General features: G+C 63.9%; 16 protein-coding genes. 3 read left to right on the top strand and 13 right to left on the bottom strand.

Features of this window, described 5'->3' with window-relative positions:
* Window positions 1-19 precede the first annotated feature (19 nt).
* Window positions 20-1,270 carry an ankyrin repeat domain-containing protein gene (locus SADO_RS15655; protein WP_353113068.1) on the top strand — a complete coding sequence of 417 codons (1,251 nt, stop codon included), beginning with the start codon at window positions 20-22 and terminating at the stop codon, window positions 1,268-1,270.
* 5 nt (window positions 1,271-1,275) lie between these two features.
* Here SADO_RS15655 and thiL read toward each other — a convergent pair whose 3' ends face one another.
* From thiL to nadA, 9 genes are all read right to left on the bottom strand, one after another.
* Window positions 1,276-2,229, bottom strand: coding sequence for a thiamine-phosphate kinase (thiL, locus tag SADO_RS15660; RefSeq protein ID WP_353113070.1), 954 nt, complete (start codon window positions 2,227-2,229; stop codon window positions 1,276-1,278).
* Window positions 2,230-2,252: 23 nt separating this feature from the next.
* Window positions 2,253-2,771: a transcription antitermination factor NusB gene (gene nusB / locus SADO_RS15665; protein WP_353113072.1), complete on the bottom strand. Its 519-nt coding sequence runs from the start codon at window positions 2,769-2,771 to the stop codon at window positions 2,253-2,255.
* Window positions 2,772-2,791: 20 nt separating this feature from the next.
* Window positions 2,792-3,265, bottom strand: a complete 474-nt coding sequence (ribH, locus tag SADO_RS15670) for a 6,7-dimethyl-8-ribityllumazine synthase (RefSeq protein WP_353113074.1) — start codon at window positions 3,263-3,265, stop codon at window positions 2,792-2,794.
* A gap of 61 nt (window positions 3,266-3,326) precedes the next feature.
* Entirely contained in the window at window positions 3,327-4,457 is a 1,131-nt protein-coding gene (ribBA, locus tag SADO_RS15675; protein ID WP_353113076.1) for a bifunctional 3,4-dihydroxy-2-butanone-4-phosphate synthase/GTP cyclohydrolase II, read from the bottom strand.
* Window positions 4,458-4,559: 102 nt separating this feature from the next.
* Window positions 4,560-5,153 carry a riboflavin synthase gene (locus SADO_RS15680; RefSeq protein ID WP_353113078.1) on the bottom strand — a complete coding sequence of 198 codons (594 nt, stop codon included), beginning with the start codon at window positions 5,151-5,153 and terminating at the stop codon, window positions 4,560-4,562.
* A gap of 11 nt (window positions 5,154-5,164) precedes the next feature.
* The gene (gene ribD / locus SADO_RS15685; protein ID WP_353113080.1) at window positions 5,165-6,283 is read right to left on the bottom strand and encodes a bifunctional diaminohydroxyphosphoribosylaminopyrimidine deaminase/5-amino-6-(5-phosphoribosylamino)uracil reductase RibD; all 1,119 of its coding nucleotides are present in this window, start codon (window positions 6,281-6,283) and stop codon (window positions 5,165-5,167) included.
* Window positions 6,280-6,798 (bottom strand): transcriptional regulator NrdR, encoded by a 519-nt coding sequence (gene nrdR / locus SADO_RS15690; RefSeq protein WP_353113082.1) that lies wholly within the window; start codon window positions 6,796-6,798, stop codon window positions 6,280-6,282. Before nrdR ends, ribD begins: the two co-directional genes overlap by 4 nt.
* A 23-nt stretch (window positions 6,799-6,821) precedes the next feature.
* Window positions 6,822-8,111, bottom strand: a complete 1,290-nt coding sequence (gene glyA / locus SADO_RS15695) for a serine hydroxymethyltransferase (RefSeq protein ID WP_353113084.1) — start codon at window positions 8,109-8,111, stop codon at window positions 6,822-6,824.
* A gap of 142 nt (window positions 8,112-8,253) precedes the next feature.
* Window positions 8,254-9,354, bottom strand: a complete 1,101-nt coding sequence (nadA, locus tag SADO_RS15700) for a quinolinate synthase NadA (protein WP_353113086.1) — start codon at window positions 9,352-9,354, stop codon at window positions 8,254-8,256.
* 98 nt (window positions 9,355-9,452) lie between these two features.
* On the opposite strand from nadA, the gene SADO_RS15705 reads away from it, so the two are divergent.
* Both SADO_RS15705 and SADO_RS15710 read left to right on the top strand, forming a co-directional pair.
* Window positions 9,453-10,292, top strand: coding sequence for a DUF6502 family protein (locus tag SADO_RS15705; protein WP_353113088.1), 840 nt, complete (start codon window positions 9,453-9,455; stop codon window positions 10,290-10,292).
* Window positions 10,282-11,736, top strand: coding sequence for a DUF5666 domain-containing protein (locus SADO_RS15710; RefSeq protein WP_353113090.1), 1,455 nt, complete (start codon window positions 10,282-10,284; stop codon window positions 11,734-11,736). Before SADO_RS15705 ends, SADO_RS15710 begins: the two co-directional genes overlap by 11 nt.
* A gap of 385 nt (window positions 11,737-12,121) precedes the next feature.
* Here the strand turns inward: SADO_RS15710 and SADO_RS15715 are convergent, their stop codons facing one another.
* The 4 genes from SADO_RS15715 to SADO_RS15730 form a co-directional block, all read right to left on the bottom strand.
* Window positions 12,122-14,953, bottom strand: coding sequence for a choice-of-anchor Q domain-containing protein (locus tag SADO_RS15715; protein WP_353113092.1), 2,832 nt, complete (start codon window positions 14,951-14,953; stop codon window positions 12,122-12,124).
* 289 nt (window positions 14,954-15,242) lie between these two features.
* Window positions 15,243-17,039 (bottom strand): aspartate--tRNA ligase, encoded by a 1,797-nt coding sequence (aspS, locus tag SADO_RS15720; RefSeq protein WP_353113267.1) that lies wholly within the window; start codon window positions 17,037-17,039, stop codon window positions 15,243-15,245.
* Between the two features lie 177 nt (window positions 17,040-17,216).
* A complete protein-coding gene (locus tag SADO_RS15725) occupies window positions 17,217-17,588 on the bottom strand; it encodes an FmdB family zinc ribbon protein (RefSeq protein WP_353113094.1) in 372 nt (123 codons plus the stop codon).
* Between the two features lie 36 nt (window positions 17,589-17,624).
* Entirely contained in the window at window positions 17,625-18,974 is a 1,350-nt protein-coding gene (locus SADO_RS15730) for a UDP-glucose dehydrogenase family protein (RefSeq protein ID WP_353113096.1), read from the bottom strand.
* Window positions 18,975-19,031 lie beyond the last annotated feature (57 nt).

Genomic DNA, 19,031 nt, shown 5'->3' on the forward strand with positions numbered 1-19,031 from the left:
CTTGGATTATGATGGATCTATGAAATGGGTATTCGCGATAGTTCTGATTGCAGTCGCTGGCGCACTCGGCGTGCTGGCGGTGGATCCGCATATGGATATCGGCTGCGTGGTCGCCAAGGCCCGCGATGTCACCAAGGAAGAACGCAAGGACTGGCAGTGTATCCATCACGCCGCGGCGCGCGATGACGTGGGCGCGGTACGCGCCTCGCTGGACAACGGCCTGTCCCCCAACGTTCGCACGCCCGATGGGCAGACGCCGCTTAACGTGGCCGCTGAATACGGCAGCCTGGATGTTGTTCGCGCACTGATCGGGCGCGACGCCGAACTCGAGGCCCGCGACGGCCGCAACGGCTTCACCGCCTTGCACTGGGCCGCCAAGCGCTACCACCCGGCTGTCGCTCGTGCATTGATCGCGGCCGGCGCGAAAGTGAACGCCGAGAACAAATGGAAACAGACGCCGCTCTGGGTCGCCGCCTGGCAACCCGACCAGGGCAACACCGAGATGGCACATATACTGGTCGCTGCCGGCGCGGATATCGGCCGTACCGATCATAAGGACAACACGCCGTTGATCATGGCCGCACGCTCAGGTCATCGACCGATGATCGGCTACCTGCTCGATCTCGGCGCGACGATCGAGGCACGCAACGACCAGGGGCGTCGCGCACTGTTCCAGGCCGTCGCCGGCGGCCATCCCGACGCCGTGCGCCTGCTGCTCGCGCGCGGCGCCGACCCGAACGCCGGTGCGGGCGGCGTTGCCCCGCTTGCCCTGGCGCTCGAGGACGGTCGCCGCGAAATCGCGGAACTTCTGACCGCGAACGGTGCAACCGGCTACCGTCAATACGCGGCCGATGCCGCGCTCAAGCGCGGTCGGAACGCCTATGCGGACGGTGATTACGACGCTGCGATCGATGAATTCAGTGCAGCGATCGCACTCCAGTCGGATTCAGCCGACGCCTACTATCGACGCGGCCTCGCCTTTGCAGGAAAAGGCGCGCAACACGAGGCTGAAATCGACCTGCGCCAATCACTTTCCCTGAACGACGACAACGGCGAAGCCCGCGAGACGCTCGCCCGACTCTATGTCGACGAAGGCAACTATGAGAGCGCGGTGACGGCTCTCGAGCATCTGCTCGCGAAAGAGCCGGACAATGCCCGGGCGCTGTACCTGCTCGCCGAAAGCCGCAGCGGCCTGGGCGAACCGTCGCAGGCAAGCGGCCATTTCCATCGCGCCTGCACCCTCGGTTTCCAGCCGGCCTGCAGCCGCTGAGCGCGCTACGCGTCGGGGAAGTGATCCCAGCCGGCCGCACCGGCCCAGGCAAACGGCCGACCCGCCGCATCGACCAGGCGCAGACCGGCTTCGGCCTCGACTTCGCCAATCACGGTTAGCGGACAATCCAGGGCCGCCTGCGCGCGCTCCAGATCGCCCGGCGCGAGCGTTATGCACAGTTCGTAATCATCCCCGCCGCCCAGCTGGCAGGCGCGCATCTGCGCTGTATCGACACATCCTGCCAGCGCCGGCGATACCGGCAACGCGTCGACATTCACCCGCGCACCTACACCGCTGGCCGCCAGCACATGCCCCAGATCGGCCACAAGCCCATCGGAAATATCGATCGCTGCGTGGGCCAACGCGCGCAGGGCCGCGCCATTGCGCCAGCGCGGCCGCGCGAGCCGTTCGATACAAAACGTCTCGTCGGCATTCGCCTGTGCGCGCTCGTCCCAGCAATCCAGCCCGTGGGCGGCATCGCCCAACGTGCCGGTCACGGCAATCACGTCGCCCGGCTGCGCGCCGGAGCGCCGGAGCGCGCTCCCGACGGGCAGTCGCCCGATCGCGGTCACGGTGATCGACAGGTCACCGCGCGTGGTGTCCCCGCCGATGATATCGATCGGATCATCGCCCATCGCCGCGCAGGCGCCATCGAGAAAGGCGTCGCACCAGGATTCGTCGAGTTCGGGCGCTGCTAGTGCGAGCGTGACCCAGGCCGGGTCGGCCCCCATCGCGGCGAGGTCGGAGAGATTGACGGCAATCGCCTTGTAGCCGATATCGAAGGCCGGCGTATCGCTCGGAAAATGGCGCCCGGCGATCAGCGTATCGGTAGTGATCGCCAGCTCTTCGCCGGCGGCGGGCGCGATCAGCGCCGCGTCGTCGCCAATGCCCAGGCGCGTGTCCGTGCGGCGCGAGGCCAGACGCGTCTTGAGCCGGTCGATGAGCGCGAATTCACGCATCGGACGATGCGGGCCGCGCCGTGCTAACGGCGCCCGCGGATCTCGTCGGCGCGCAGCGAGCGCGCGGTCGCATCCAGCACGCCGTTGATGAAGCGATGGCCGTCCGTGGCGCCGAATACCTTGGCCAGGTTGGTGGCCTCGTTGATGATCGCCGCGAATGGGATCTCGATACGATCGCGCAGTTCGAAGGTCGCCAGCAGCAGGATCGCGTGTTCGACGGGATCCAGCTGGGATGCCGGCCGGCTCAGATGCTTGTCGAAAGCAGCTTCGAGTGCTTTGCCGTCGTAGGCTACGCCACGCAGCAATACTTCGAAGTATTCACGGTCGAGATCACGCAGACGCTGGGCCTGCGCAAACTGCAGGATCAGTTCACCGACATCGGTGCCGCTCATGCGCCATTGATAGATCGCCTGAACGGCGGCCATGCGCGCACGAATACGCGCCCCGCCGGGCACCCGCGCCGGGGTCGGCAGCGTTTCCTCGTCCGGGCTCTCGTCGCCGTCGGCCGGCTGATACTGGATCTGGTCGTCGCTGATGATCACTTGAAGATGCCGCTCGCCTGCTATTCGTCGCTGATCAGGCGCAACAGGTTCGCCATCTCGACGACCGCACTGGCCGCCTCCGCGCCCTTATTATGGTCTTCGTCCGGCTGTGCGCGGGCATCGGCCTGCTCGGCGTTGTCTGCCGTGATCACGCCGAAACCGACCGGTACGCCATATTCCAGCGCGGCGGCCGAGAGGCCCTTGGCACACTCACCGGCGACGAAATCGAAGTGTGGCGTATCGCCGCGAATGACCGCGCCGAGCGCAATGATGCCGTCGTAGCTGTCGCCCTCGGCGAGCCTATCCACCGCCAGCGGCAGCTCGAAGGCGCCGGGCACGCGCACGACGGTGATGTCGTCCTCGTCCACGCCACAGTCGGTAAGCACGTCCAGCGCGCCGTCCACCAGACGATCGACGATATCGTCGTTCCAACGGGTGGATACGATGGCGATACGAAGACCGTCGCCGTCGAATTCTCCTTGAATGCTGCGCATGATCGCTGCCTTGATGTGTTCTGGAATCTATTATCGCACGAGCCACGGGGCCCGCAGGCACTTAGTCGTCCTGAACTTCGTCGCCCTGAACGTATTCGACGACTTCAAGCCCGAAGCCTGAAATCGCCTGCATGCGCATCGGCGCCGACAGAACGCGCATACGGCGTACGCCCAGATCCGTGAGTATCTGCGCGCCGACACCGTAGGTGCGCAGAATACGGCTCTCGTCTCCGACACCGTCATGACTGTGTTCTGGCGCGTTGCCTTCCACGATACGGATGCGCTCGATCAGCTCGCGCGCGGTCTCGGGCTTGCGCAGGATCACCACCACGCCACAGCCTTCTTCGGCCACGCGGGCGAGCGTGTCGCGCAGCGGCCAGCCGAAATCGCCGTGGCGCACGCCCAGCATGTCGGCGAGCGTGTTGCGGACATGCACGCGCACGAGCGTCGGCGTCTCGGCATCGATCTCGCCGCGCACCATGGCGAAGTGCAGCACCTTGTCGACCTCGTCCTCGAACGAGTAGAGCGTGAACGGCCCGAACTCGGTCTCGACCTGCGATTCGGTCACGCGCACCACGGTGCGCTCGTTCTCGATCCGGTAGCGGATCAGGTCGGCGATGGTGCCGAGTTTGATGTCGTGTTCGGCAGCGAACGCCTCGAGGTCCGGAAGACGGGCCATGGTGCCGTCCTCGTTCAGGATCTCGACAATCACCGACGACGCCTCCAGCCCGGCCAAACGCGCTAAGTCGCATCCGGCTTCGGTATGCCCGGCGCGGGCGAGCGTGCCGCCCGGCTGCGACATGAGCGGGAAGATATGCCCGGGCTGGACCAGATCCGACGGCGCGGCGTCGCGCTTGACCGCTGCGCGTACCGTCTGGGCGCGGTCATGCGCGGAGATGCCCGTGGTCACGCCCTCCGCGGCTTCGATCGACAGGGTGAAGTTGGTCGACTGCTCCGCATCGCTGGCGGCCACCATCAACGGCAAATGCAGCTGACGGCAGCGCTCGCGGGTGAGCGTCAAACAGATCAAGCCGCGCCCGTAGCGCGCCATGAAGTTGATGTCTTCCGGGCGCACGCATTCCGCGGCCATGATCAGGTCGCCCTCGTTCTCACGATTGGCGTCGTCGAGCATGATGACCATGCGCCCGTTGCGCATGTCATCCACGACCTCTTCGATCGGGCTGATAGCCATAATTGCTTCCCTTGAAAGACGCTGGATACGGGCCGCGAAGCTGGCATGATGCACGCAGCCGCGAGGCAGTCTAGCACCGGCTCGCCCGGCGCCGGCCGCGTGTCAGTCGACCGCGTTCAACCGGGCCAGATAGCGCGCGATCACGTCGATCTCGAGATTGACGCGATCGCCCACGGCGCGTTCGCCGAGCGTGGTGTGTTCCATGGTATGCGGCACGATATTCACGCCGAAGCGCTCGCCTTCGACCTCGTTCACGGTCAGGCTGATGCCGTCGACACAGACCGAACCCTTGGGCGCGAAGAAGCGCTTGAGATGGCTCGGCACGGAAAATACCAGCCGCCAGGACCGCGCATCCTGCTCACGCGATTCGAGCACCCCAAAGCCGTCGACATGGCCCGATACCAGATGCCCACCCAGCGGCTCGCCGGCGCGCAGCGCGCCCTCGAGATTGACGGGTGACCCTGGTTCAAGCGCGCCCAACGTCGTGAGCGAAAGCGTCTCCTGTGAGACATCGGCTGCGAAGCGGTTGCCGTCGAGTTCGACCGCGGTCAGGCAGACGCCGCTCACCGCGATACTGTCACCGAGCGCGACCGTGCCCAGGTCCGTTTCGCCGGCGTCGATCACTATGCGCGTATCGCCGCCCCGGGCTTCCATCTCGGCCACAGTGCCGATGCCCTTGATGATTCCGGTGAACATGGTCAGTCCTTCTAGTTTGCGACAGGCCGTGCCGTGATCCGCCAGTCCTGGCCGCACGGCTCGATGCTGTCGATCACGAGCGCTTTGGCATCCGCGATGTTCTGAATGTGCGGAAGCTGCAGCAGGCCGCGTCCGCGATCGCCAAGCAATTTCGGCGCGATGTAGACGACGTATTCGTCGACCAGCCCGGCCGATGCCAGCGCACCGGCAAGCGTGGCGCCGGCCTCGACAAGCACATCGTTGATCTCGCGCGCTGCCAGATCGGCCAGCACGGCGGACAGATCCAGGCCCGCGCCGTTCACACCGATCGGCACGACCTGCGCGCCCGCTTGTTCCAACTGCGCGATACGCGCCTTGTCGCCGCTGGCCGTGTAGATAAGCGTCTCGCCCGGCAGCGCCAGCAAACGTGCCTGAGGGGTGATCTCCAGCTGGCTGTCCAGCACCGCCCGCAGCGGCTGCGGCCACTCGCCGGGCAACCGGACGTTCAGGGACGGATCGTCGCTCAGCAACGTGCCCCGCCCGACCATTACCGCCCCACTCTCGGCGCGCAGGCGATGGACATCGTTGCGCGCGCCCTCACCGGTGATCCATTGACTACTGCCGTCAGGTGCGGCGGTCCGGCCGTCGAGCGTCATCGCCAGTTTGACCCTGACCCAAGGCCGCTGCTGACGCATGCGCTGATTGAAACCGTTGTTCAGCGCTTCGCACCGGTCGGCCACGACATCGGTGACCACGTCGATACCGGCCTCTTCAAGCCGCGCGATACCGCGTCCGTCGACCAGAGGATTCGGGTCACGAGCGCCGATTACGACGCGAGCAACCCCGGCCTGGATCAGCGCATCGACACAGGGCGCGGTGCGCCCGGTATGACTGCAGGGCTCGAGCGTGACGTACGCGGTTGCCCCCCTTGCGTTGCCGCCGCGACGGTCCACATCAGCCAACGCAGCCTTTTCGGCGTGATCTTCGCCGGCTTTTTCATGCCAGCCCTCGCCGATCACCGTCTCGTCACGCACGAGGACACAGCCCACCCGCGGATTGGGCCGGGTCGTATACCAGCCGTTGCCCGCGAGCTCGATCGCCCGCTGCATGAAATAGGCATGCACGGCCCGGCGCACTGGCGACTCGCTCACGTCTCGCTGCTTCCCTCGCTGGCAGCCGCATCGATCAGCGACATCTGGCCACTGCGTTTTCCGGGCGTCGCTTCCAGCCGCTCGATCTCTTCACGAAACGCCTGGACGTCCTCGAACCGCCGGTAGACCGAAGCAAAACGCACGAAAGCGACCTGGTCGAGCTCGCGCAACTCTTCCATGACCCACTCGCCAAGCTGGCGCGAAGCGACCTCGCGCTCGGCATCCGTGCGCAGGCGCTGGAGGATATGACTGATAGCCGTATCGATCGCATCGGCCGCGACCGGTCGCTTGTACAGCGCGCGGGTCACGCCCTTTCTCAGCTTGTCCTCGTCGAAAGGCTCCGGCGTGCCGTCGTTCTTGACGATACGTGGCAGCACGAGTTCGGCGGCTTCGAAAGTCGTGAAGCGCGCGCCGCATTCGGGACACTCGCGCCGTCGCCTGACCTGGCTGCCTTCGGCCGCCAGGCGCGAGTCGACGACGCGCGTGGCGCGCTCGTCACAGAACGGGCACTGCATGGTGGGTTACCGGCCGGCTGTGATCAGGCAGCGCCGCGGGCTGCGGTGCGATAGACCGGATGGCGCTGGCACAGCTCGTTCACCGCGCTACGCACCCGCGCAACTTCGGATTCGATGTCGCCATCGTTTGCAAGCGCATCGAGCACGTCGCAAATCCAGGTGCCCACCTGGCGCATGTCGTCCTCGTTGAACCCGCGCGTCGTCGCGGCCGGCGTGCCGATACGCAGGCCGGACGTCACGAACGGCGAGCGCGGGTCGTTGGGTACGGCGTTCTTGTTGGCCGTCATGTGCGCCTTGCCCAACCAGGCTTCGGCATCCTTGCCGGTGATGTCCTGCTTGACCAGGCTTACCAGCATCAGGTGGTTGTCGGTACCACCGGAAACCACGTCGTAGCCGCGATCGACAAAGACCTGAGCCATGGCCTGGGCGTTGGCGACGACCTTGTGCGCATAGGTATGGAAATCCGCTTCGAGCGCTTCCTTGAACGCAACAGCCTTGGCCGCGATCACATGCATCAGCGGGCCGCCCTGGGTGCCCGGGAATACCGCGCTGTTGAGCTTCTTGTAGAGCTTCTCATCGCCGGCGGCCGACAGGATCAGGCCGCCGCGCGGGCCGCGCAGCGTCTTGTGCGTCGTGGTGGTCACCACGTGCGCATGCGGCAGCGGGCTCGGGTAGGCGTCGCTCGCGACCAGACCGGCAACATGCGCCATGTCCACGAGAAGCCACGCGCCCACCGAATCGGCAATCTTGCGCATCCGCGCCCAGTCGATCCGGCGGGAATAGGCCGAAAAGCCGCCCACGACCATCTTCGGCTGATGCTCGGTGGCCAGGCGCTGGATCTCGTCGTAGTCCAGCTCACCGGTCGCAGGGTCCAGACCGTACTGCACGGCGTTGTAGTTCTTGCCCGAGAAGTTGGGTGCCGCGCCATGGGTCAGGTGCCCGCCCGCATCCAGGCTCATGCCGAGGATCGTGTCGCCCGGCTTGACCAGCGCCAGGTAGATGGCGGCGTTGGCTTGAGCACCGGAATGCGGCTGCACGTTGGCGTAGTCGCAGTTGAACAGCTTGCAGGCACGATCGATCGCGAGCTGCTCGGCGACGTCGACGTGTTCACAGCCACCATAGAAGCGCTTGCCCGGATAGCCTTCCGCGTACTTGTTGGTCAACAAGCTGCCCTGCGCTTCCATGACGCGCGGGCTGGTGTAATTCTCGGAGGCGATCAGCTCAATGTGATCTTCCTGACGCTGGTCTTCGTCGGCGATGGCGGCGGCCAGCTCCGGGTCGAATTCGGCGATGCGCTGAGCGGAATCAAACATGTTCGAATGCTCGGGTTGAAGTACAAAAAAGGCACAACGCCGGCGTCGCGAGTCGCGTTCGCCGGCGCGTTTTCGAAGCTTGTAAGGGCGCATAGTGTAGCGCAGACCGGCACGAACCCCCAGATATGGGGTCCGGCGGAGGCTAGGCGGTTATCTCGAGCATGAGATCCAGCGCGGCCTTGGCTTGGCGCGCTTCCTCGGGGTCGACTTTGATCTGGTTGACCACATGCCCTTCGACCAGATTTTCGGTAACCCAGGCCAGGTGCTGTGGATCGGTCCGGAACATGGTCGAGCACATGCACACCACCGGCGACATGAACTGCACCTTCACGCCCTTGGGCGCCATCTCATGATGCAGACGGTTGACCAGATTGAGCTCTGTTCCCACCAACCAGTGGCTGCCGGGTTCGCTGGCCCGCACATGCTTGAGGATGGTCTCGGTAGAGCCCACGACGTCCGACGCCTGGCAGACCTCGAAAGCGTTCTCGGGATGCGAGATCACCTTGCCTTCGGGGTGTTCTTCTCGGAACTTCTTGATGTGGTTGGGATGAAACATCTGGTGGACCGAACAAAAGCCTTTCCAGAGAATCATCTTCGCGTCGCGAATCTGTTGTTCGGTCAACCCGCCCATGGGCTTATCGTAATCCCAGACGACCATGTCTTCGAGCGGGATACCCATGTCGTAGCCGGTATTGCGCCCGAGATGCTGATCCGGGAAGAAAAGCACCTTTTCGCGCCGCGAGAACGACCAGTCGAGCACGCCGCGCGCATTGGAGGATGTGCACACGATGCCGCCGTGGCGGCCACAGAACGCCTTCAGATCGGCTGCCGAATTGATATAGGTCACCGGCGTGATCTGCTCATCCGGCTCGAGCACTTCCGACAGCTCGCGCCAGGCGCGTTCGACGTTACGCAAATTGGCCATATCGGCCATTGAACAGCCTGCGGCCATGTCCGGCAGGATGACCGTCTGATCATCGCGCGTGAGGATGTCGGCGACCTCGGCCATGAAGTGCACACCGCAGAACACGATGAACTCGGCATCGGATTTCGCAGCCTGCGCCGACAGCTTGAGCGAATCACCCGAGTAATCGGCGTGCGCAAACACTTCGTCGCGCTGGTAGTGATGGCCCAGAATCGCGCAGCGAGAACCCAGCGCCGCTTTGGCGGCACGGATACGCTCGTCGCACGTCGCGTCGTCGTAACGCGAGAAATCCTGCAAGGCAAGTGCGTTTGCAGACATGGAGCTGTTTTGGTCGGCGAATAGTCCGGAAAATGTACCACAACCCGGGCGCTCAGAGAGTGCGAGCGCTGACCCCGACAAGCGAATATAATAGACGCATGAAGGGAACCGACCGCCAATGGCTTGCCCGTGCCAGTCACCGCCTGCTGCGCCCGCTTGTGCGCATCATGCTCACGCATGGGGTTGCCCACAAGGATTTCGACGCGGTCGTACGGTCCGTGTATGCCGAGGTTGCGCGTGACTCCTTCACCCCCGCCGGCAAACGCGCCACCGATTCGCATGTCGCGATTGTTACCGGCCTGACCCGCAAAGAGGTGAAACGCCTGCGCGAGCAGGCCGATTCCACCTACGAACAAAGTGGCTGGGGCGGCGCCAACCGGGCGACACGCGTGCTTTCGGGGTGGCATCGGGACCCTGATTTCACCGACGATGAAGGCGAGCCGCGCCGCCTGACCGTCGAGGGGGATGGCAACGAATTCGGCGAACTGGTGCGCCGATACAGCGGCGATATCCCCACGGTAGCGATCCTGGACGAGCTCGAACGCGTGAAGTCCGTAGCGCGAGAGCCTGACGGCACCGTGCGCGTGCTGAATCGAGCTTACGTGCCGAGCGCGGGCGACCCCGAGCGGGTCCGCATGCTCGGCTCTGCCGGGCATGATCTGCTGGCCACGCTCGAGCATAACCTGTGCCGCTCTAGCGATGTACGCCCCTACTTTCAGCGTACAGCGTTCAATATGCGCATCGACCCGCGCGCTTTGCCCGTATTTCACCGATTGGTCTCGCAGCAGGCCCAGCATCTGCTCGAGGTGTTCGACGACTGGTTGGAGCGTCACGAAGTGGACGAACACGATCCGCAAGCCCCGGCCTCACGCGCCGGCGTGGGCATTTATTACTTCGAGGATGCAGCGCATCCGGGAGACGAACACGATGACGCGTAGCCACGCTGCAAAACGTTGGCTCACGGGCCTCTCCATCACCGTGGGCACGATAACGATGATCGGCTGCGGCAGCGGCGGAGAAGATGGCGGCGGTCGTACGGCCGGCATTGAAGGAACCGGGATCGTGTCCGGTTTTGGCAGCGTGTATGTCGACGGCATCGAGTTCGAGACCCAGGGCGCCGAAATCCTGTTCAACGGCGAAGCCTCGCCCGAGAGCCGCCTGCGCGTCGGCGACGTGGTCACCGTGACGGGTGTCGTACAGGACGACGGCACCGCGCGCGCTCGGCGTATCGTATTCAACCGCACTCTCGAGGGCCCCATCGAACAGATCACGATGGAGAACGGCATCGGTACGCTGACCGCGCTCGGCCAGACCGTCAACTTCGACGCCGACACGGCCTTCGTGAATACGCCGGTCGAGGATCTCGCGGCTGGCGACCTGATCGCAATCAGCGGTTTTGTCGGCACGGACGGCGCCGTGGATGCCAGCTCGATTGAACAAGGGCCGGTCTTCCAGCCGAACACCACGCGACTGGACGCAGAGGGCACCGCCCGTAGCGTCACGCCATCAAGTTTCATGGTGGAAGGCTTGACCGTGAACTATGGCAGCGCGATCGTCGACGAAAGCGCGGGCACGCTGGAAGACGGCGCCTTCGTTGAGGTCTTCGGTGTACGCGACGCGGACAACGGTGCCCCGCTTGTCGCGGATACCGTGAACGTACTTGGTCAGAACCGTGCCGAGGACGGTGATCGCATGTTCGTGGAGGCTCAGATCCGTGACTTCGCCGGGCTCGACGACTTCACAGCCGCTGGTTGGCGTATCGATGCAAGCGATGCCGAGCGCCTCGACGATACCGGGATCGATCCAGGCTTGAACGTACGCGTGAGCGTCCGCGGTACCGAGCGCGATGGTGTGGTGCGTGCCGACACGCTGGCTGTAGAGCCAAACCCGAACGTGACGTTCGAAGCCACCGTAACGGCGGTCGACAGCACGGAGAGCACGCTGACAATTCTTGGCAGCACGTTCGACGTCCCCGCCGACACGCGATACCCGGTCAGCGGCGAACGGCTCGACGAGCAGGTCGACCGAACACTGCGCCTGGCGTCTCTCGAAGCCGGCGACCCGGTGCGTGTATGGGCTTATAGCGATGATGACAGCCTCACCACTCGTCGTATCGAACGTGTGGAGGCCCAGAACGATGCCATCGCACTCGGCGCAATAGATCGCGTCGACTCCGACGGATCGAGCGTGACGCTCGAGGTGGCGGGGACGACAATCCGCACCGCGGACGGCGACCCGACCGTCTATTACGACAGCAACGGTGCCGAAATCGACGCAACTACGTTCAAGACACTCGCGGTTCGTGGTGCTCGCATCGAGGCCAGGGGACCCGAAAACGCCGGCGAGATCAATACGGCAAGACGCGTTCAAGTTTTGAACTGAGTGATCGCGGGCGAGCGTTGAGCTCCTGATAACTCCTCGCTTCGAGGGCCTGGCGGCGGAACGGCCCCTCCCGTGATTTGGAGCACCGCCCTACTCGTTCGTCGCGTCAACGGCATTCGCGAACCCCGGCGTCGGCCTATCCCGCACGCCTATCAAGCGCTATCTCACCCCTCGATCCGGCGGACTAAGGCGTCTCCTCACGTCGTTCTTCATCGCGGGTGAGTACAGCGCAACCCCCAGGCAGAGGCGGCAGCGACGACGGCCCTCGTCAGGGGGCGACACACCCTGCCAACCGAGCGCCTATATTTGCGGCGCGCATAAAAAAGCCGGGACTCGATAGAGCCCCGGCTGGTTGGAACGCCCGGTAGGCGCTACAGCTTGTCGACTAGCCTTCGCTGTCGTCGTCGCTGTCACCGTCCGAGTCGCTGGCCGCCGCGAAGCTGACCACCGGACCACGAACGGGCAAGCCATCACCGATCACGAGATCGGTATCGACATCGCCGGAAGCATTCAACGTCTGCAGCACAACGCGCAGTTCGCCGAAGGCCATCATGTCGCCTGCATCGTTGTCGCCGCCACCGATATTGACGCCATCGTCATCGCTGTCGCTGTCACTACAGGCCGTCAGCGTCAGCGCGAGGGCTGCCACAATCAGCAGCAACTGGGTACGACGACGCAGACCACCGACCGACACCAGGCTCAGGAGCAGCAGCGCCGCGCCACCTGCATAAAGCGCCTTCGGCGTAAGCAACGTGCTTTCATTGCCAGTCATCATTTCGACGTCGCCCGCCGACTGCGACGCCACGAGCACATAGCTCATGCTGTCGTTGGCGGGGATCGATACGCCCGCACCGCCGTCCAAGGCCACCGTGAAGGTCGTGCCATTGTCGTCGAGCGGCGTCGCCGTACCGACGGCACCTTCGCCCATTTCGTAGATGCCGTTGCCGTTATCGTCCGCATATACGCTGAGCTCGGCATCACGAAGGTCGAAGCCCGCCGGCAGCGACGCGTCACGCTCGATGTAGCCGGAGAAACCGCCAACGGTCACCGCAGCGTCGCTATCGTTGGCAAGCGTGATGCCGAGCACCGCGGTGAGGCTATCGTCACTGGATACGGTCACTGCCGCCGGGCCGTTGGAGGTCACGGTCACGACGGGGTCGTCGGTGAGCTCGTAGGCACCCGAGTCGCAGTTGCCCGCATCCGTCTCGCCCATGGCACTGCTCGGACGTTCGGCACCGCGCTGGTCCGTGGCGCTGTCTTCGGGCGTACCGCAATCAGCATTGGTGTCGAGCGCGGTGCTACCCGCCGGCAGCGGTTGCGTTGCCGTCGGACCGCCGAACAGACGATACGTGTCGACCGAGACTTCACCCGTGAGCACAGCCTCTTCATCGTCCACGATCACATTCGAGCCAATATCGGCCGTCGTGTTATTAGCGACGAGGTTGGAGCCCAGCGCGACGACGTTACCGTTTGTCGTGTCTCCGGACTCGATACCCGTACCGTTATTGTTGGTTACAGATGCGAAGTCGAGCGTGATCGCACTGGCATCGCCGTTGAGGTACACACCGGCGCCACGGGTCGCGGTATTGTTCGACACGGTGGACGTATCCAGCGTCATCGTGCTGCCCGTGTTGTTCCACAAACCACCGCCTTCGACGGCTTGATTGTAGCCAACCGTGGAGCGCGTGATCGTCGTGCTACCGGTACCACCAACGTGCAGACCGCCACCGTTACCGGGGCTCGCCCCTGCATCGTTACCGTCCGCGCTGCTGGTGCCGCCCAACGTGACACCCGTCATGGTGACCGTGCCACTGGCGCTTTCGATACCACCGCCTGCGCGGTTGGCGGTATTACCCGAAATACGCGTATCGGTAATATTCGCCGTTGCGCCGGCGCTGACCAGAATGCCGCCACCTGAGCCTGCGGCGCCGGACGCGGTGTTGCCGACGATACGACTGTTCATGACGACCAGCGTGCCACTGTCGACACCCGCATCGTTGGTCTCGGCGAAGATGCCGCCGCCGCCCTGACTGGCGTCTGCGCCAGTCGCGTCGTTGGCGACAACGTTCACGCCGTCAAGCGTCATCGTGCCCTGATTGTTCCAGAACGCGCCGCCTTCAATAGCGGTATTGCGAGCGTAGACGCCGCCCGATACATCGACCGTGGCATCGCCCGTGACGTGCACTACGCCACCGTTGCCACCGCCACCGCCGGCCGTGGTGTTCGCGGTGTTCATCTCGGCATCAACCTGCTCCAGCGTCGCACTGGAACCGCCACGCAGTTCGATCGCACCGCCCGCACGGTTGGCCGTGTTGTTGGTCAACGTCGAGTTCGACAAGAGAAGAATCGCGCCGTTATTTACAAAGATCGCACCGCCGGAACTGACATCACCCATCGCGCTGTTGCCGTCGAAAGTGCTGTCGGCCACGTCGAGCGTGCCACCTGCGGTATTGCCAAACAGAGCGCCGCCGCCCTGGGCAGTATCATCGCCGGCATCAGCCGTGCCGCCGGTTGCCGTGTTTGCAGTGAACATGGCGCCGGTCACGCTCATCGTGCCGCCGTTGTTCCAGAGCGCGCCGCCCTCGACTGCCGTGTTGCCATCAAAAGTGCCGCCGTCGACAACTACATCGCCCGTGCCGGTGACATGCAAGACACCGCCGTTGCCGGGATTCATGCCGGCATCGTTGCCAGAGAAATCGACGCCGTTAAGCGTAACCGCGGTGGTTCCTGCGGCTGCGCCGGAGACTTCCTCGATCGCGCCACCGGCGCGGTCAGAGGTGTTGTTGTTCATCGCGCCGCCGTTGACGGTAAGCACACCGCCCGCGTCGTTCAGAATCGCGCCGCCGGAACGTGAATTGGCGCCATCGTCGCCGCTACCTTCGACCATGCCGTTGATCAGCGTCATGCCGTTGAGCGTGAGCGTGGCCTGATTGGTAAGAATTCGGCTCTGCAGATTGGCATCCACCGTGGCGCCCGACATTTCATCCATGCCGATCGTGAGCTCATCGGTGATTGCCGGCAGCTCGCCCGCGGTCAGCGTGATGGTGCTCCCGGCAACGCCCTCGCCGAACACGATCATGTCGGCAGCCGCACCGGCAGTACAGCCGCCGGTCGCCGTGTCGCTGTTCGCTGCAGTAATCGCTTCGCGCAGCGTGCACATACCATCGTCGGCCGACATCGCGTCCGTAGCGGCGTTAACTGTAATCGTGGCAGCCATGGCGCCAGGCGCCGCAACAGCGAGGGTCGTACCGAGAAGCGCGAGGCGCACTTGATGGCGCAGTCGAGCTCCTCTTGGACTCGGAATTCTCATGACGTGATTCCCCTATGCATTAGCGCGATGGGCGCGCCTCCCGCGTTTAGGACTTTTCTCCCAATGCCCGCAGGTCGAGACTCCGCGGTCGCGCACCCGGCGTCAAAAGAAGGTGCCAGATACAACAAAGCCGGCGACCGCGCGAGGCGGTGCCGGCTTGTCGCAGCAAGGGTTGTCGGCGGTTAGGAGGGTAAAACTAGCCTTCGTCCGAAGCGCCGCTCTTTCCAGTTGCGCGCAACCGAATACCCAGCTCGCGCAACTGCGTGTTGTCTGCCAGACCGGGCGCGCCGGTAAGCAGGTCGGTCGCAGTCTGGGTTTTCGGGAAGGCGATGACTTCGCGGATGGAGTCCGCACCCGCCATAAGCATCACCAATCGATCCAGCCCGAATGCGATACCCGCATGCGGCGGCGCGCCGAATTTGAGCGCTTCGAGCAGGAAGCCGAACTTCTCTTCGGCGTCTTCGCGGCTGATGCCGAGCACGTCGAATGCGGCCTGCTGCATCTCGGGTGTATGTATACGAACCGAACCGCCACCGATTTCAGTGCCGTTGAGCACCATGTCGTAGGCTTGAGAGAGCGCGTGCTCTGGATCTTCTCGCAGCGCGTCGGGATCATCGACCGCGGGCGCGGTGAACGGATGATGCAGTGCGTTCCAGCGCTTGGCATCGGCGTCGTACTCGAACATCGGCCAGTCGATGACCCACAGCGGGGCCCAGTCGCCTTCGACGCGCTCGAGGTCATGTCCCAGACGCACGCGCAACGCGCCCAATGCGTCGTTTACCACGGTCGCCTTGTCGGCGCCGAAGAACAGCAGGTCGCCGTCGGCAGCGCCACTGCGCTGCATGATGCCCTCTACGGCTTCATCGGACAGGAACTTGAGGATCGGCGACGCGAGGCCTTCACGGCCCTTGGCGACATCATTGACCTTCACATAGGCCAGACCCTTGGCGCCGTAGCGGCCGACGAACTCCGTATAACCGTCGATCTGCTTGCGGGTCAGGCTCGAACCACCGGGCACGCGCATCACAGCCACGCGGCCAGCTGCGCTGTTGGCCGGGCCGGAGAACACCTTGAAATCCGCATCGGCGACCAGATCGGCGATATCGACCAGCTCCAGGTCGATACGCAAGTCCGGCTTGTCCGAACCGAAGCGACGCATGGCTTCTTCATAAGTCATGCGCGGGAACGGATCGGGCAGCTGAACATCAAGCACATCGGCGAAAAGCGACCGAATCATGGTCTCGTTGATCGCCATGATGTCGTCGCTATCGACGAACGATGCCTCGATATCGATCTGGGTGAATTCCGGCTGGCGATCCGCACGCAGGTCCTCGTCGCGAAAACAGCGCGCGATCTGATAGTAGCGGTCCATGCCCGCGACCATCAGCAACTGCTTGAACAGTTGTGGTGACTGCGGCAGTGCAAAGAAATGACCCTGCTGAGTACGGCTCGGCACCAGATAGTCGCGCGCGCCTTCCGGGGTGGCGCGGGTGAGGATCGGGGTTTCGATATCCATGAAGCCGAGCTCGTCCAGCGCGTTGCGCACGGCACGCGTGACCTGCGCACGCAGCTGCATGTGGCGCTGCATACGCGGTTTGCGAAGCTCGACATAGCGATAGCGCAGGCGCGCGGCGTCGCCCACGTTCTCGGTCTCGTCGAGCTGCAGCGGCGGGGTTTCGGAGGCGTTGAGCACTTTCAGCGCGGTGGTATAGACCTCGATCTCGCCCGAGGCCAGGTTCTTGTTGACCGTGCCTTCCGGGCGCGCACGCACGCGGCCGGTGATCTGAATCACGAACTCGCCGCGCAGACGCTCGGCAGTCTCGAATATCGAGGCCTCGTCCGGGTCGAACACGACCTGCAACAGACCACTGCGATCACGCAGATCGACAAAGATCACGCCGCCGTGGTCGCGGCGGCGATGTACCCAGCCGCAGACGGTGATTTCGCTGTCGATCGCGGCGGCATTCACGTCGCCGCAGTAATGGGATCGCATCATGGCTTTCGCCTTTCGAAGGGATTGCAAAAGAGCGCGAGTCTAGCAAGACCCGCTGTGGTGTCGGTAGCCGAGGCCGTAGCGCTTACCCCGGTATGGTTATGGACGCCGTTCCCGCAAACGCTCCACGGAGCGCCCGCACCAAGACCAACCGGTCGCGCCGTTCGCCGCCTACTGTCAGCTGCTCGCGCTGGAGGCCGGCTTGCTGTCGGCCTTGGCGGGCTTCTTGTCCTTGGGCTTGTCAGTCTTCGGGCTAGAAGTCTCGGTTTTGCTCGGCTTCTTGTTTGTGTCGCTGGCGCTGTCCTTCTTCGACGCGCTACTGCCACTGGCAGATTTGTCTTCGCCGCCCGCGAGATTGCGCTTGCCGTCGGACTTGAAATCCGTCTCGTACCAACCGCCACCGGACAGCCGAAATCCTGCGGCCGAAATCTTGCGCTTGAGCTGCGGCTCGGCGCATTCCGGGCAATCGGTCAACGAATCGTCAGACAGGCGCTGAAGCTGTTCGAGCTCGTGGCCGCAACTGCGGCACACATATTCATAAATGGGCATGACAGGAACCCCGGGAAATCGATATCGGCGCGTATTTTATACGACCGGACGCGCCGCGCCACTGGCGGCGGACCGGCCGATGCCGTAGTAGGTGAAGCCGGCCTGAGATACGTACGAGGGCTTGTAGATATTCCGCCCGTCCACCAGCACCGCCTGCTTCATCCGGCTGGCGATATCGGTGAAATCCGGGGTGCGGAAAATATGCCATTCGGTAACCAGCACGAGCGCATCTGCGCCCTCCACGGCCTGCTCGCCGTTCTCGCACAGCTTGAGGTCGTCGCGCTCGCCGTAGATCCGACGCGTCTCGTTCATGGCTTCGGGATCGAAGGCGCGAACGGTCGCGCCAGCGCCCCAAAGCGACTCCATCAGCGTGCAGCTCGGTGCTTCACGCATGTCGTCGGTATTCGGTTTGAATGCCAGCCCCCACACGGCAATGGTCTTGCCAGAAAGATCGCCGAAATGTGCCTGCAGCTTCTCAAACAACACGTTCTTCTGACGATCATTCACACGCTCGACGGCGTTGATGATTTCGGTCTCGTAACCCAGTTGGCCGGCCGTTTGCGCCAATGCGCGCACGTCCTTGGGGAAACAGGAGCCGCCGAAGCCACAACCCGGATAAATGAAGTGGTAACCGATGCGATGATCCGCGCCAATCGCGCGCCGGACCTGCTCGATGTCCGCATCCACTCGATCGGCCACCTGTGACAGCTCGTTCATCAAGCTGATCTTGGTCGCCAGCACGATATTCGCGGCGTACTTGGTCAGCTCGGCCGAGCGAATATCCATCACGATGGTGCGATCGTGCTGGCGATTGAACGGCGCGTACAGCGCGCGCAGGTGCTCGGCCGCGCGGTCGCTGTCGACGCCCACCACAACCCGGTCCGGCTTCATGAAGTCCTCGACCGCGGCGCCCTCTTTCAAGAACTCCGGGTTGGATGCGACATCAAACTCGACGTCTGCGCCGCGTGCGGCTACCGCCTTGGCGAGCTGCGCCTTCACCTTGTCTGCGGTTCCAACGGGCACCGTCGACTTGGTTATTACCAAGCGATACTCGTCCATATGTGCGCCAATGGTCTCGGCGACCTTCAGGACATACTGCAGGTCCGCGCTGCCATCCTCGTCCGGCGGCGTTCCGACCGCGATGAACTGCAGCGTGCCGTGGGCGACCGCTTCTGCGGCGTCAGTGGTAAAGCGTAGTCGGCCGCTACGCACGTTGTCGTGAACGATCTGTTCCAACCCGGGCTCGAAGATCGGTATCTCGCCGCGCGTCAGGCGCGCGATCTTGTCGGCGTCAATGTCCACACAGACGACATGGTTGCCACTCTGGGCAAGACAGGCGCCCGTGACCAAGCCAACATATCCGGTACCGAAAATCGTGATGCGCACATTGACCCCTGGATTGGTCTGAAACTGATCGTGATCGAACGCGCGAGATTATGCGCA

Origin of the sequence: Salinisphaera dokdonensis CL-ES53, from assembly GCF_040361215.1 — a bacterium.
Lineage (GTDB): Bacteria > Pseudomonadota > Gammaproteobacteria > Nevskiales > Salinisphaeraceae > Salinisphaera > Salinisphaera dokdonensis.

Bases quoted from the DNA above. Each gene is read 5' to 3' on its own strand.
- SADO_RS15705 (WP_353113088.1), top strand. From the start codon at position 9,453: ATGAAGGGAACCGACCGCCAATGGCTTGCCCGTGCCAGTCACCGCCTG.
- SADO_RS15655 (WP_353113068.1), top strand. From the start codon at position 20: ATGAAATGGGTATTCGCGATAGTTCTGATTGCAGTCGCTGGCGCACTC.
- thiL (WP_353113070.1), bottom strand. From the start codon at position 2,229: ATGCGTGAATTCGCGCTCATCGACCGGCTCAAGACGCGTCTGGCCTCG.
- ribBA (WP_353113076.1), bottom strand. From the start codon at position 4,457: ATGGCTATCAGCCCGATCGAAGAGGTCGTGGATGACATGCGCAACGGG.
- SADO_RS15680 (WP_353113078.1), bottom strand. From the start codon at position 5,153: ATGTTCACCGGAATCATCAAGGGCATCGGCACTGTGGCCGAGATGGAA.
- nrdR (WP_353113082.1), bottom strand. From the start codon at position 6,798: ATGCAGTGCCCGTTCTGTGACGAGCGCGCCACGCGCGTCGTCGACTCG.
- SADO_RS15725 (WP_353113094.1), bottom strand. From the start codon at position 17,588: ATGCCCATTTATGAATATGTGTGCCGCAGTTGCGGCCACGAGCTCGAA.
- nadA (WP_353113086.1), bottom strand. From the start codon at position 9,354: ATGTCTGCAAACGCACTTGCCTTGCAGGATTTCTCGCGTTACGACGAC.
- SADO_RS15715 (WP_353113092.1), bottom strand. From the start codon at position 14,953: ATGGCTGCCACGATTACAGTTAACGCCGCTACGGACGCGATGTCGGCC.
- ribH (WP_353113074.1), bottom strand. From the start codon at position 3,265: ATGCGCAGCATTCAAGGAGAATTCGACGGCGACGGTCTTCGTATCGCC.
- aspS (WP_353113267.1), bottom strand. From the start codon at position 17,039: ATGCGATCCCATTACTGCGGCGACGTGAATGCCGCCGCGATCGACAGC.
- SADO_RS15710 (WP_353113090.1), top strand. From the start codon at position 10,282: ATGACGCGTAGCCACGCTGCAAAACGTTGGCTCACGGGCCTCTCCATC.
- glyA (WP_353113084.1), bottom strand. From the start codon at position 8,111: ATGTTTGATTCCGCTCAGCGCATCGCCGAATTCGACCCGGAGCTGGCC.